We start from the raw sequence: 13,832 nt of genomic DNA on the forward strand, positions 1-13,832 counted from the left end.
AAATTGTAACATAATAATTATTTTTGTAAATGTTATTATCTTATGCCAATAATGTAATATGCAATATTTTACATATTATTACTTCATCTATTCTATCTCCTTTTTACCCCAGTTCTTACAAACATCAACCCACTTGTTATTTTTAGAATAAAAATCTAACTCATCGCAAGTAAGTTCGATAGCTGAATTATGACTTCCACAGGCAGGAAAAACTGTTTGAAATCTTTTTAGTGATATATCTAAATAAACAGGTATATTATATTTTAATGCAAAAGGGCATACCCCTCCTACCTCATGCCCTGTGTATTCAAATGTTTCTTCTACCGAAAGCATCTTTGGTTTTACTCCAAATTCGGATTTAAATTTGGCATTATCAATCTTTACATCACCTGCTGTAACCAACATAATAACTTCTTCTCCTTTTTTAAGTGCAAGACTCTTTGCTATCCTTCCTTCTTCTACATTCAAGGCTCTTGCTGCTAATTCAACTGTTGCACTTGATGTACTAAGTTCCATTATATCTTTTTCTTTATCGAATTTTCTAAAATATTCCTTTACTTTTTCTATAGACATATATAACACCCCTTGGTTTTGTAAAGTTTTAAGAACTTTTAATATAATTTTAGTATATTATTCAAATTTTACAAGCATAAACAAAAAGTGATATGGATACCATATCACTTAAATCTTAATTATCTATAAATTTTAAATTTCTCCCAAATGCAAATACCGTTCCTAAAATAATAAACACTATACCTATGATTACATTTAATAATAATCTTTCTTTAATTATAATAACTGACAGAATAGGTGCAAGGGCTGGCTTTATAAAAAATACAAATGATGATATTGCCGCATTAGTCTTTTCAATAGCATAAAGATAACATAAATAGCCTAAACCTGTTATAAATATACCCATATACAGTAAAATAGGAATATTTTTGTAACTTATGCCTTGAAGTATAGGAACTTTGAATATTAAAAGAAGAATAAGTAAAACTATATCTCCCAACAAAAAACTAAAAAAGTTGAATATATAACCACCATAAATTGAAATTCTTTTTTTACTCAAAACACTATACAATGAAAAGGTTGCTGCTGCTAAAAGGGCAATAAGCATCCCTTTTATATCATAGCTCAACTTAAGTGGATTAAATATAAATAAAACTCCAACAAAGCTTATAATCATAGCAACTATAGTTTTTTTGTTAATCCTTTCGTTTAATATAAAATGAGACAAAATAATCATAAATATAGGATTTATACTCATCATTACAGCTGCAGTCGATGCCTTTGTAAAGTAAACCGAAAGCTGCAGAAGTGCCATTGATATTGGAATACAAAGTATTCCCTCAAGTAAGAGAAATATAAAATCGTCTTTTTTTAGGATCAATTGCCTTTTTTTAATATCCTTAATCGCAAAGGGCATAATAATCAAAGCACCTATCAAAAATCTTATAAATGTCACCTGAAAGGCATTAAGCTGGCCTGAAATCACTTTACCTGCAACCTCAAGAGTACTAAAAACAAAAGCTGTAAATAAAATACTTAAAATAGCCCTTTTCATGATATATTCCCCCATCCTATACTAAATTGAAAGTATACAGCAATAATAAGATTTATAACTCAAAATCTAAATATGAAACTAATATAGTAACTAAAGGTGCAATATAACATAATACTGCAAAGGGTATATACCCTTTAGATGAACCAGTTACAATTGCAATTAAAAGTGCATTTACATTCCAAGGCATCAATGGTGCAATAATTGTTCCTGTATCTGATATAGTTCTTGCAAGTATTTCCTTTTTTATTTTTAATTTTTCATATTCATGGAATAGTATTCTTGATGGCAATACAATTCCCATAGTTTGATCACAGGTTATTGTTGTTAAAATACTACTAACTAATCCAGTTTTTAAAACCAACTCCCTTTTACTTTCTATCCTTTTAAAAAACTTATCTATAAAAAAATCAATAACACCTGTACCCTCTATAATACTACTCAAAGAAATAGCCCCTATAACAATAATAAGCACTTCAATCATTGATATAACTCCACCGCTAATTAATATTCTATCTAAGGAAGAACCTGTATTAATCTTAAAACCAAAAATTATAAAATCAATAATCTGAACTATAGAAAAGCCTTGAACTAAAGAACTTATTAAAATTCCTACAAACAAAGAAACTAATATAGAATATATAATTTTAACACCAAATGCTGACATTAAAACCATAATAACTGGAACTGATAGCAGATAAGAAGATACATAAAAAGAATTGGCAATACTAGTCTGCAGAGAGTTTATGCTTGATAAATCAATATTTCCTGCAAACCTTGTCCCTAATAAATAGTATATAACTGATGTAATTATAAAGGTTGGTATTAAAGTTACGCTCATTGATTTTAAAACATTTTTATACCTTGTATTTGTTGTTGATAATGTTAAATTTAAAAGACCTGATATTGGAGATATTTTATCTGCAATAAATGCCCCAGATACAATCATTCCAATAAGAACATTTGATGGGATTCCAAAGCCTAAACCAATTCCGAGAACTGCAACACCTATAGTACTTACAGTACCAACTGCAGTACCCATGAATACTGCACTAAATGATATGAGCAAAAAGGCGGCAAATAAGAAATTAGTACCTGCCATATATTTAAACCCATAGTATATCATAGAAGGAACAATTCCAGATGAAAGCCAAATGGAAACAGTAGCTCCAATAAGTAGTATTAGAACATATAAAATCTTACATTCCCTCAAACCTTTTAACATCATAAAAAATAAATCTTTCCATTTGAATCCTTTTTTTATGAAAAATAAAGTATATGCTACTAAACTGACTATGAAACCATATGCCATAGAAATGTCTACTGAAATACAAAAAATAATCGATAAAACAAAAAAAATTATTACCCCATATATTTCAAAAGGCCTTAAACTATTTTTTATCATAATTTTTCCCCCTATTTAATCCCCTGTAATAATTTTATTATAACATGATCAGTAATTATTAACATAATTAAATTAATTTATTTATATACACATATAGTTAAGCACAACATGATGCATAATTTATATATTCATTAATAATTAATTTAGAATATTTACTTTTTATAAAAATTAAAGAGAGGGATATTCCTCTCTTTAATCAATTATGCACAATAAAAATTCTCAAAATCATTTTTTATTTTTTAAATTATCATTTCTACCAATACCTAAAAATATACTAATTAACATTACAACTAACATTGCATAAGCATAAATTACATAAGGAGTTACATCCAATGCACTTAAAGGATGTGCACTATCCTTTGCAAAACCAATAGTATAAATTATTGCTGGAGTCCAAGGTAGTGAGTACACTAATGTACAAGAAGTTGCATCTAATAGATTTGCAGTTCTATATGGGCTTATATTATAACGTTGAGATAGAGGCTTAGCAAATGAAGCACCAACAGCTAATATAGCTGGAGCATTTAATCCCATTAAAGCAGAAAGAACAATTATCATTATTGATATAATAACTTCAGTTCCTATTGGTCCTTTTGCAACTTTACTTAAAGCATTTAATAACTTTTCATCTCCTTTTCCTGCTCTCATTATCGCAATAGAACCAAATAGAAGTATAGCAAGAATACTTACTTGTATCATACTGCTTATACCTGTATAAATCACACCATCTACGGTCCTATCTAGCCCTGAACCATAAACTTTAATTAATGCAGGTTTAATAACATCACTTGATGGATCAATTTGGATAATGTCAATTAATCCAGTCAGTACAGCCGTTGCAGCTGCAAGTACTGAACCAATAGTTGTAGCAATAATTATGTCGCCTGTTTTAATTGCTATCCAAATAGTAATAATAACAGGAATCAACATAAATAATGTCATTGGATTATATTCAATATTTGTAACCGAGTTGTATTGTCCACTATAACCTGTCCCAACAATTACTATACCAATTATAGTCAGCATACCTGCAGTTAAAGCATATTTTAACCTTGAACGAACTACACCTGGAACATCTACACCCTGCGAAGTTGCTGAACAAATAGTTGTATCTGAAACAGGTGCAAGATTATCTCCAAATGCTCCTCCTGAAACAATAGCTCCAGCTAATAATCCTGGGTGTGCACCTAAAGCTATACCCGCTGGATATAGTACTCCCATACCTGCAGCTATTGTTCCAAAACCTGTTCCAGAAGCAGTTGCAAATATTGCTGAAGCTATAAATGATATAACTATAAACATTGTTCCACCAATTCCCATAGATGCTGCAAGCCCTGCAATCCCTTTAGCTAATCCTGAGGCTCTTAATATTCTTGAAAAAACACCTGCAAAAATCCAGCAAACAACAGGAATAATTGCCTCTTTGCTAGCCATACCTTCTATAATAGTTTCACCATAAAGTCTTTTATCTTTTGCAAAAAAGAATGCAACAACTAATGCCATAAAAGCTGGTACCCAAAGAGCCCCATCCGAAATAGACCTAAAATAGAAAGTTGTTAAAATTATCATCCCAATAAAAACTATAAAAGGTAAAAATGAAACCCATTCTCCGCCATAAAACTCTAATTTTTTCTTTTCATTTTGCATTTTTATCCCCCCACAGTAATATTTTTTCAAAAAATTAATTAGAATAAATTAATATTTTCACCCCCCCAATATAAAAACTTTAATAGTATATTATATTTTCATATTTTCAACATAATGTGATCCATTTTTTGTAAATATTAAACTTAATAAAATAATAAAATAATCCCTTCCGAATATAAATACTAAAAAGCTCTTGGAAGGGATTACTTTAATTTATTTAAACTATCTAATAAAATAGTTCGTATCATTCTTAGATTATTGTTGTATCATAAAAAAAACATAAGTGATATGTTTGCCATATCACTTTAACATTACCCCTACATTCAAAATAATATAACACTTATTTTAGTTTAAAATATATAGTTAAAATCAATATAATAATTAATATAAACACCTCAAATAATTCTTTATAGGTTGTAAACATTATTTCTTTTTTAGCATCTTGCACATTTGTTGCTCTTGTTGGCAATATGATATCTTGCTTATTTAATTTTACTAAACCCATTTCTTTAAATTGACTTCCAATATCATATTTTTTGTATTCTTCTTCTGTTACTAAAAGAGGATACTTAATTTCTCCATCTTCATCCTTTATATAAAAGTAGCATCTTCCTATATTAAACATGTTGTTGGAATATAGCTGAAACTTATCTATAACATAGAATTGTTTAGTTCCTATAAAATCTAAATTACTTTTTATAAGAGAACCTAATATTATTTCAATATCAAAATCTCTATAAAAATCTTCATTAGGATTATATTTGTCGCTATTTCCCATAACCCCACCAACCTTTTATTATATAACTCAGTTTATTTTATTTTTGTCCTCTAAAATTTACCACTTAATCTTAAATACATATTCGTGTAAAAATGTAACATTCCTTCTCTATAAAAAAATTCTTATATTCAATTAACTTCTCAAAACAAAAAGCCTTGTAGACAAGAATATACAAGGCTTTTAAATTTAATTTATTTATAAGTGTCTAACAAAATCATCCCAATCCTGTTTTCTAATTGTTTTTGTTGCATTATCATAGAAGCAATAGGCAGGAAATGGGTCTAATGTTTTTAAAGTTACGTCAAAATAGTTAATACTAGTAGGATTTTTCACACTTGCTCGTTCAGAAATGGTAACGTACATAAAATCAATATGTGGAAAAAGCTTTTTAGCTCTATCAAAATTATCTCTTATCTTTTGTGCATCAGATACATGAAATATTCCTTTATGTTTTATCTCTAAAGCAGCAAAAACATCTTCTGATTTATAACAATTACTATAATAAATTGGCCTTGAACCTTTTTTAACTATAAGTAAATCAAATTCTGTAGGACAGCCTTCAATAAATGCATTAGGCTGACTTACTTCTTTTGTTGAATCTATTTCATGACTTATAAATTCTGCTAAAACTCTAACAGCTATATCTCCAGACAATTTATGCCAACTACTTTTCTCTTGATTACTTTGGCTATATATAAGTTTATTGGCACAATCTTCAATAGTTTGAAGTAACCCTTTAATCATTTTAAACACCTACTCCCTTTTATTTTTAATTTTTTTAGTTTAAAGTGTTTTAATTTTTCTCAATTTAGCTTCATAAGATTTCCTACATAAAAATTAATTCACATTATATAAATATTTATAAAATAATAAATTAAGTACTATACTTTAAACAATTTTTTCTTTCTTACATAAGTTACAGCTTACATTAAAAATAAAAAGCCTTGAAAATCAAGGCTTTTTTATACATTATTTAAATTATCTGATATCCTTTTCTGTATAATAAACAAGTCCTATTGCCCCAGGGCCTACATGCAATCCAATTACAGGTCCTATATCTACAATCTCTGCTTTAACCCCTAGCTTTTCTTCCACAAGTTTTGCTAGCTCTAGTGCTTCTTCATAACAATTTATATGATGAACAACAATTTCCCTAAGACCATAAATAGAACTATCCTTAACAACCTTATCAACCATCGTTGCTACTGCATTTTTCTTAGTTCTAACCTTAGTTAAAACTGCGGTTTTTCCATCTTCAACCGTCAGTATAGGAATAATCTTTAAAAGATTTCCAATAAGTGCTTTAGCACCACCTATTCTTCCACCTTTTTTTAAGTATTCTAGATTATCTGGTATAAACAAAAACCTACTTCTTCTTATGTTTTGATTTACAATTTCAACAACTTCATCTAATGTTTTACCTTCCTTAGCGGCTCTTGCACCCACAATTACAGCAAAACCAAGCTGCATACAATTCGATCTTGAATCAATTATTTCTATTTTTGCATCCTTATATTCTTCAAGCACCATCTCTTTTACCATAAGTGCCGATGAATATGTACCACTCATTTCTGATGAAAGAAAAATACAAACAAGGCTATCTCCATTTGCAACAACCTTTTTCATCTCTTCAAACATCTCTCCAACTGAAGGTTGTGAAGACTTTGGTATCCCTTTTTCTTCCATCATGCGATAAAATTCCTCATTATTGATGTCAACTTCCTTCATGCTTAGGTCATCCCAAGATACACTAAGTGAAATCTTTTTAATATCTAGTTCTCTACATATTTGATCATTTAAATAACTTGTGCTATCTGTTAAAATTTTTACTGACATTTTACCCACTCACTTCTTTTATTTTTTTATAAGCTATTTTGAGAATATTTATCATTCTCCTAAAATTTTACCATGATATTCGTCATTTTTCAATCTTTTTCGACTAATCATAGATTATAAGGTATATATTAACTATCCAAGCTTATCTCCTTTGTTAACTGGACGTTCTGGTTGTATTAATACTACTCCATCTTTAGCATATACCCCTAAAACCAATACTTCTGACATGAAATCTGCAATTTGTTTTGGAGGAAAATTTACTACACCCAAAACTTGCTTGCCCAAAAGTTCTTCTTCCTTATAACATTTAGTTATTTGAGCACTAGATTTTTTTATACCTATTTCATCTCCAAAATCAATCCACAACTTATATGCTGGATTTTTAGCCTTTTTAAAAAACTCAACTTTTATGATCTCACCAACTCTGATGTCTAATTTTTTAAAGTCATCAAAAGTAGTCATATTGTCATTATTCATATTTAATCAACTCCTTACATATTTTAGCATATATATGTAGTAATATTACTTAAGTATAGTTGGGGTAATTATGTTAAATAAAGGAGATTTTCACATCCACAGCAATGCTTCTGATGGTAAATACAGCCCCACCGAAATAGTTATTTTGTCAAAAATAAATAAAATCGATGTTATTTCAATTACTGATCATAATACAACAGCTGGGATAGAAGAAGCAATAGAAGCAGGTAGAAACTATGGAGTATCAGTAGTCCCTGCTATTGAACTTTCAACTAGGTTCAACAATGAAAGTATTCATTTATTAGGCTATTTTAAAAATAGTTTATATCAAATTGACACATTTCAGGAAGTTCTAATGCTTATTAAATCACATAGATATAAAACAATAAGAAAAATATTAGGTAATTATATCAATCTAGAACGTAAGGATGGTAAATTATCTGTTATTGAGGGAATAAATTTGTTAAGATGTTTTGGCGCATCAGTTGTTTTAGCCCACCCAATGCGAATATCTAGTAAAAACATAAACCAAATTTTACGTTTCCCCTTTGATGGTATTGAGGCTAAATACTCTTATACAGATTTTAACACATCTTTATATTTTATAAACATCGCTTTAACTAAATTTTCATTTTATACTGCAGGTTCCGATTTTCATTCAATAAAAAACAAAAATTCTAAACATAGCTTTATTGGATCTGTTTATCTTAATAATAGTGAAATAGAATTTTTTTTAAAAAATTCTGGCTATGTTGCATTAAACTACTTATAATTCTTTAATATTTCCTAACTTTAAAATCAACATAAAAAATTTAGGGACAGTTGCTTTTTTAGAACTGTCCCTTAAATTTTGAGTCTATGAGGTTTTGAGCTAAATACTTTTAATCCATATAAAATCATAATCATGTATACTAATTTTATTAAGTTATAAAGATGTCAGCATGTTGTTTAGCTCTTCATAAACATTACTTAGCAGTTTTAGTTCCTCTATTATTTCTTCTCGTTTATTCTCTTTTATAGAAATTACTTTGTTTAATATATTTTTTACTTCACTTTTAAGCATTTCTAATTCGTCGTTAAAGGTGTAATTAAAAGTACGAAGACTTTCATTTATTTTATATTTATAGTTATAAAGCATATTATTTTTATTTCGCTCAACAATATCTTTCATCTTATCTAAGTAATTTTTGTAAATAGATTTATTCGCATAACGTTTGGGCATAAAATATATAAAATTATTCATGTTAATAAAAAATGTAATAGGTTCATGGTTGATGTCTACATAAAAATCCTCTTTCTCTGAAAGAAGATATTCTGTTTTTTCATAGTTGTACTTTACATTAAAAATTTCATACAATTTTTCTGATATAAATGCTTTTATTACATCAATATTACTATTAAAAATATCAATCATTTCTTTGTAATTCAATTCTAAACTTGATAAACCTTCATTATTCATTTTTTCAAGACTATCATATAGATGAGTCTCTACAATTTTTTTAAATTCTTTTTCTAACTTTTTTGGTTTTTCATTTATATTTTGCTCATAGATATTTTTAAAGATTAATTCTGTTTCCTTTATAATCTTTTTTGATTCTTCTATTAAAATATTTTCTATATTTTGTACAAGACTATCAGAACACATTTTGATACGATAAAAAACTTCATCATTAATTTTATCTAAATCCTTAAGCTTCTCCGTTAGTTCATTTACCTTAGATTCAAGGTCATCAAGAGGAATTTTAGAGGCACTTATATATAAATCTATCCTTGATAATGCATTATTTAATATATCTTTTGTTTTTATTTTTACAGATTCAATTAATATATCGTCAATAGAAGTTTGAATATCTGTTTTTATACAAGATAAAATTTCTTCTGTACCTGTTGAATCTTTAGCACTAATAGGGAAAATAACAACAGATTCTACATTCATTGTTTCGCATAAAACTTTCTCACAATATTTTAAATATATTTCAAGTTCTTTTTCGCTTATCATATCTATTTTATTGACTGCGAAATAAAATTTAGATGCATATTTTCTAACTGAATAAAGAAAGTCCTTTTCTATTTCATTTATAGGGCTGTCAACCGAAAGCATAAAAATTACTGCATCACTATCCTTTAAGAAGGAATAAGTGACTTCAGTATTATGTTTATGAATAGAACCAACACCAGGTGTATCCACCAAAATAATTCCATCTTTTAGAATGCTACAGGGATAATAAATATCAACACATTCTACATCTTTTTTATTTTTAGGATTTTCTTGCTCACTTATATATTTATGTAAAGAATCAAAAGCAACTTCTTTTTCTTCACCATTCTTAAACACTACTTTTGCTTGAGGTAATCCATATCTTAATTTAGTTACTACAGAAGTTATAGGTATTATTCCAACAGGTAGAATATCCTTTCCTAAAATTGTATTTATGAAGGATGTCTTTCCTCTTTTAAACTGTCCTACAACAGATATAACAATATGTTTATTCTTTATTTTCCCTTTCAATTGCTGAATTTTTTCAGCAAAATCATTACACATGTTAGAAGTATCTAATAATTTTTCAGCTTTTTCTAATATATTTAAAATTACATCATCCATAAGATCACCCCATTCTACATAATGGTATTTTTTTAAACTTTTGCATTTATAATACCTCTTAAATCTACTTGCTCCTAATCTAACTTCAATCATTAAAACATTTCTTTAAAACACAATTCATCCTTCTATAAACTATCCGCAAAAATCTTTCGGTATAAGTCTTCCCCAAAAGCTGTTTTAATCGGCTCTCCTTTAACAATTCTAAAGGTTCGTTCTCCATTTTCTAAACGCTCTGCCCTTAGAAATTCAGTATTTTTTTCATTCAAAAAATCAGTGGCATATGTGTAAAAATGTGTAACAGAAAACACTTCAACATTATTATCAATTAATGCCTTTGTTATTTGCCTGAATATTTCTGAACCTTCATACTCATTAGTAGATGAAAAAGATTCATTAAAAAGAACAAGTGATCCCCAACTTATAACATCAACTATCTTACTCATACGGGAGAGTTCCTCATCCAATTTTCCACTTTTCATAGATGAGTCCTCCTCCTTTTTAAAATGGGTAAATACTCCATTTCTAATAGGTGCTAAAAACTCTTCCGCTCCAACAAACATACCACATTGTGCCATTAATTGTGCCTGCCCTATACTTCTAAGGAAAGTTGATTTACCCCCTTGATTTGCTCCAGTAATAATATAAAGTAACTTATCAGTTGTATCTATATCATTTCCAACTATGGCATCGTTTTTGGTTAAAGCAAGTCCCACATCATATAAATTACGGTATGATCGTTTTCTCTGCTCAATTGGAATAAGTTTAGGGATACAAATTGGCATCTTAATCATTTTAAGGCTTTTGGCTAAATTTATACATCCGACATAAAAGGCTAACTCATTACGTAGTTTAGCAAAAAAACTCTCTAAATGTTCAGCAGCTTGTGCTAATGCGTTAGATACTTCGTTTATAGCACGATCACGGCGTTTCCCAAGATCTGCTGCTCCTATATCATCACGTGGTGCTATTGTATAGGATGGAGCAAAAGTCCATTTACGCCAAAATCCTTTTTGATTTTTACATCTAAGAACATATCCAACCCCTTGAAGATAATTTCCTAATTTAGAACTAATTAACATTCCATTACTTTCACTTAATTCATTCAAATGTGAGTTTACTTCAGCAAAATAATCATCATTTAGTTCTCTCTGTAGCATAGTAAAAAAATTCAAAAACCCCTCTGATTGAAAACCTGCTACTTCTTTATCTGCTATACGACGAAGTTTCATCAGCATTTCAATATATATTTTTAGCAGACCTATTGCATTTGAATATACGCTTGATATATATGAAGAAGATAACCAATAGAATGAATTCTTTCTCTTCTTTTCAGTTTCAATAGTTATATCATAAAGTTGCCTAATTACATCAGGTTTTCTTAATGCATCAATTAGATTTTCCTGTCTATAACAGATTTCATCTATTGACTGTAAAGGATTAAAAAGTGCTGTGGTACATGCATTGCTAATTATTTTATCCCCCTGTGACATATTTGAAATAATATATTTAAATCCAAGATCATTCGCAAGGGTATCAATAATAGAGTCTGATTCAGATTTAACTACAAAATCTTTATTACGAAACATCAAATTAACCTTCATTTTTTCAGCCTCCTACAAATCTGCTCATAGGTAAGATTATATTTGTTAGCAATATGAATAGCATAGGCAAGACCATCTGGTGGTTTTCTTATAATTTTATATGTCCTCTCTGTAGGATCAGACTCATTAACAATACTAACCATGCTAACCGTTTCTTCCCCATGGTAAGCTAATTTATCAAGAAAAGTAACAACTACAGCAATAGCTCCAATCTTAGAAATAGCATCCATCATATATTGACCTAGTACTAATGCATCTGATAATGTTGTTGATGAAAATATTTCATTAACAATTATTATGCTTCTATTTGTTGCTTTTTTAAGCAGATCATGGAGCCTTATAAGATCGTCCTGTAATTTACCATTTAATGATGATAAATCCTCTTCCCTAGCAAAATGTGTAAAAATGTTATCAAAAATATTTAAAGTTGCTTCACTTCCTGGGATACATAAACCAAGAGATGCCAACCAATGCATTTGTCCAAAAGCACGTGCAAATGTAGTCTTTCCCCCTTGATTGGGGCCAGTAACAACCATGATACGTTCTGGTGTATTTAAAATAAAATCATTGGTAACTGTATTTTCTCTTGTTATAAAGGCAAGTGCAAGATCAAAACCTTCACGAACATATATATGCTCAGCATTGTCAACTAACTTTGGATAGTTAAAAGGTAGACCTACCTGACGTAATGGAAGGATATATTCTAGCCACGAAAGGTAAAACTGTATTTCGCAAGCAAACCTTGAAATTGTATTATCAATAAAATACATATATTTTTCGCAGAAAATATTCAAATCAGTGAAAATATCTTTGTATAAACTAGCAACCATATTTAATACTTCTGCTTCTACATGAGTAGCAATAGGCTCTTCATCTAATTTTTTATGGTAATCTTTAACTTCACCTTGTCTAAACTTTTCAAAGCACTTCAATAGCTTTTGAGAATAATCGATTTCTCCTTCATATTTACGAACACGAATTGTTCCATTTTTAATATACATACAATATTCCACTGTAGAAAGCTGATTTTGTAACCTAATGACATGGCTATAGAACTCCTTGAAAGTATCTGATTCAATGTAATCTAAAAGATATTCTGCAAAAGAATTTAATCCCTCTGAATGTAGTTTATTTTCTTTAAGTCCATCTACTAAATTATTGATCTCTGTACAATATTTTTCGGCACAATTTAGCAACATACCCCTTGTTAAATAATTATTCTCATAACTTTTTTTTGAAGTAAGTGCTTCTGTTATCTTTATCATATTCTTGTCTATATTATAAATGTTTTTGGAAAAGTTACTGATAATTCTACGAAGTTTTTCATTTTCTAAATCGTGCATTACTTCTTGACGATAAGATATAATTTCCACATCCTGTAAAGGCGTATAAAATAAACTCTCTAATTTAAACTCCTTTTTATTCTTTAAAACCTGATTAAAAATCTGATTAAGATTCAAATCCTTAAAGCAATCTGGTTCATCTGTACATCTTTTTTGTTCATGCTGCTCTTTGGTCTTAAAAAGAATACTGTAAAACATATAGGCAGCCCTCCCTTGATCATAGATAGAAAGCTATAGTTTGCCTTTTCTATTAAAACTCAATACTAAACTATCTAATCTACAGTTTTAAAATATTAATTAAGTTAACTACTTTCTGTCATACATATCTACATAAAAAGCAAGTTATAAATTAATGTAAAAAATGATAACAAAAAAACCCCTACAAATGTTTTAAAACATTTGTAGGAGTCATTAGCTTATCAGCATTTAGGCGAACTCCATCGCCTATTAACTTTTAATTCTAAAATAATTTTAACACCTTATTTTTATAAAATCAATAAAAAATTCCTACTATAAAATAAATATGGTTTATAGTTCCAACATATTTTTACAAATCCCAGTACTTTAACTTAATAAATA

12 protein-coding genes and 1 riboswitch are annotated in these 13,832 nt (G+C 28.7%); of the genes, 1 reads left to right on the plus strand and 11 read right to left on the minus strand.

All coding sequences use genetic code 11. The features are described 5' to 3' along the window. Positions 1 to 87: 87 nt before the first annotated feature. The 8 genes from TCEL_RS07775 to TCEL_RS07810 all read right to left on the minus strand — a co-directional run bounded on the left by TCEL_RS07775 (position 88) and on the right by TCEL_RS07810 (position 7,692). Positions 88 to 573 (minus strand): YbaK/EbsC family protein, encoded by a 486-nt coding sequence (locus TCEL_RS07775; protein WP_018662886.1) that lies wholly within the window; start codon positions 571 to 573, stop codon positions 88 to 90. Positions 574 to 688: 115 nt separating this feature from the next. Then, the gene (locus TCEL_RS07780; RefSeq protein ID WP_018662887.1) at positions 689 to 1,567 is read right to left on the minus strand and encodes a DMT family transporter; all 879 of its coding nucleotides are present in this window, start codon (positions 1,565 to 1,567) and stop codon (positions 689 to 691) included. A gap of 52 nt (positions 1,568 to 1,619) precedes the next feature. Then, positions 1,620 to 2,969, minus strand: coding sequence for a Na+/H+ antiporter NhaC family protein (locus TCEL_RS07785; RefSeq protein ID WP_018662888.1), 1,350 nt, complete (start codon positions 2,967 to 2,969; stop codon positions 1,620 to 1,622). A gap of 225 nt (positions 2,970 to 3,194) precedes the next feature. Then, a complete protein-coding gene (locus tag TCEL_RS07790; RefSeq protein ID WP_018662889.1) occupies positions 3,195 to 4,616 on the minus strand; it encodes a Na+/H+ antiporter NhaC family protein in 1,422 nt (473 codons plus the stop codon). A gap of 340 nt (positions 4,617 to 4,956) precedes the next feature. Beyond that, positions 4,957 to 5,394 (minus strand): hypothetical protein, encoded by a 438-nt coding sequence (locus tag TCEL_RS07795; RefSeq protein WP_018662890.1) that lies wholly within the window; start codon positions 5,392 to 5,394, stop codon positions 4,957 to 4,959. A gap of 195 nt (positions 5,395 to 5,589) precedes the next feature. Continuing rightward, the gene (locus TCEL_RS07800; protein ID WP_040683779.1) at positions 5,590 to 6,138 is read right to left on the minus strand and encodes a hypothetical protein; all 549 of its coding nucleotides are present in this window, start codon (positions 6,136 to 6,138) and stop codon (positions 5,590 to 5,592) included. Between the two features lie 234 nt (positions 6,139 to 6,372). Further along, positions 6,373 to 7,230 (minus strand): DegV family protein, encoded by an 858-nt coding sequence (locus tag TCEL_RS07805; RefSeq protein ID WP_040683780.1) that lies wholly within the window; start codon positions 7,228 to 7,230, stop codon positions 6,373 to 6,375. Positions 7,231 to 7,362: 132 nt separating this feature from the next. Further along, complete coding sequence (locus TCEL_RS07810) at positions 7,363 to 7,692, minus strand: tRNA-binding protein (protein ID WP_040683978.1); 330 nt, start codon at positions 7,690 to 7,692, stop codon at positions 7,363 to 7,365. An 85-nt stretch (positions 7,693 to 7,777) separates the two neighbouring features. Here TCEL_RS07810 and TCEL_RS07815 point away from each other — a divergent pair, with 85 nt between their 5' ends. After that, positions 7,778 to 8,479, plus strand: coding sequence for a PHP domain-containing protein (locus TCEL_RS07815; RefSeq protein WP_018662894.1), 702 nt, complete (start codon positions 7,778 to 7,780; stop codon positions 8,477 to 8,479). Between the two features lie 153 nt (positions 8,480 to 8,632). Here the strand turns inward: TCEL_RS07815 and TCEL_RS07820 are convergent, their stop codons facing one another. From TCEL_RS07820 to TCEL_RS07830, 3 genes are read right to left on the minus strand one after another with little or no spacing between them, the layout of a single operon-like run. Next, complete coding sequence (locus TCEL_RS07820) at positions 8,633 to 10,402, minus strand: dynamin family protein (protein WP_018662895.1); 1,770 nt, start codon at positions 10,400 to 10,402, stop codon at positions 8,633 to 8,635. 32 nt (positions 10,403 to 10,434) lie between these two features. Then, positions 10,435 to 11,910: a MutS-related protein gene (locus TCEL_RS07825; protein WP_018662896.1), complete on the minus strand. Its 1,476-nt coding sequence runs from the start codon at positions 11,908 to 11,910 to the stop codon at positions 10,435 to 10,437. After that, complete coding sequence (locus TCEL_RS07830) at positions 11,907 to 13,451, minus strand: MutS-related protein (protein ID WP_018662897.1); 1,545 nt, start codon at positions 13,449 to 13,451, stop codon at positions 11,907 to 11,909. The genes TCEL_RS07825 and TCEL_RS07830 overlap by 4 nt, the downstream gene beginning before the upstream one ends. 197 nt (positions 13,452 to 13,648) lie before the next feature. Beyond that, a riboswitch (Fluoride riboswitch) is annotated at positions 13,649 to 13,707 on the minus strand. Positions 13,708 to 13,832 lie beyond the last annotated feature (125 nt).

The organism is Thermobrachium celere DSM 8682 (genome assembly GCF_000430995.1).
GTDB classification, from domain to species: Bacteria; Bacillota; Clostridia; order Clostridiales; family Caloramatoraceae; genus Thermobrachium; species Thermobrachium celere.

Bases quoted from the DNA above. Each gene is read 5' to 3' on its own strand.
- TCEL_RS07825 (WP_018662896.1), bottom strand. From the start codon at position 11,910: ATGAAGGTTAATTTGATGTTTCGTAATAAAGATTTTGTAGTTAAATCT.
- TCEL_RS07790 (WP_018662889.1), bottom strand. From the start codon at position 4,616: ATGCAAAATGAAAAGAAAAAATTAGAGTTTTATGGCGGAGAATGGGTT.
- TCEL_RS07830 (WP_018662897.1), bottom strand. From the start codon at position 13,451: ATGTTTTACAGTATTCTTTTTAAGACCAAAGAGCAGCATGAACAAAAA.
- TCEL_RS07800 (WP_040683779.1), bottom strand. From the start codon at position 6,138: ATGATTAAAGGGTTACTTCAAACTATTGAAGATTGTGCCAATAAACTT.
- TCEL_RS07795 (WP_018662890.1), bottom strand. From the start codon at position 5,394: ATGGGAAATAGCGACAAATATAATCCTAATGAAGATTTTTATAGAGAT.
- TCEL_RS07820 (WP_018662895.1), bottom strand. From the start codon at position 10,402: ATGATTGAAGTTAGATTAGGAGCAAGTAGATTTAAGAGGTATTATAAA.
- TCEL_RS07780 (WP_018662887.1), bottom strand. From the start codon at position 1,567: ATGAAAAGGGCTATTTTAAGTATTTTATTTACAGCTTTTGTTTTTAGT.
- TCEL_RS07785 (WP_018662888.1), bottom strand. From the start codon at position 2,969: ATGATAAAAAATAGTTTAAGGCCTTTTGAAATATATGGGGTAATAATT.
- TCEL_RS07810 (WP_040683978.1), bottom strand. From the start codon at position 7,692: ATGACTACTTTTGATGACTTTAAAAAATTAGACATCAGAGTTGGTGAG.
- TCEL_RS07815 (WP_018662894.1), top strand. From the start codon at position 7,778: ATGTTAAATAAAGGAGATTTTCACATCCACAGCAATGCTTCTGATGGT.
- TCEL_RS07805 (WP_040683780.1), bottom strand. From the start codon at position 7,230: ATGTCAGTAAAAATTTTAACAGATAGCACAAGTTATTTAAATGATCAA.
- TCEL_RS07775 (WP_018662886.1), bottom strand. From the start codon at position 573: ATGTCTATAGAAAAAGTAAAGGAATATTTTAGAAAATTCGATAAAGAA.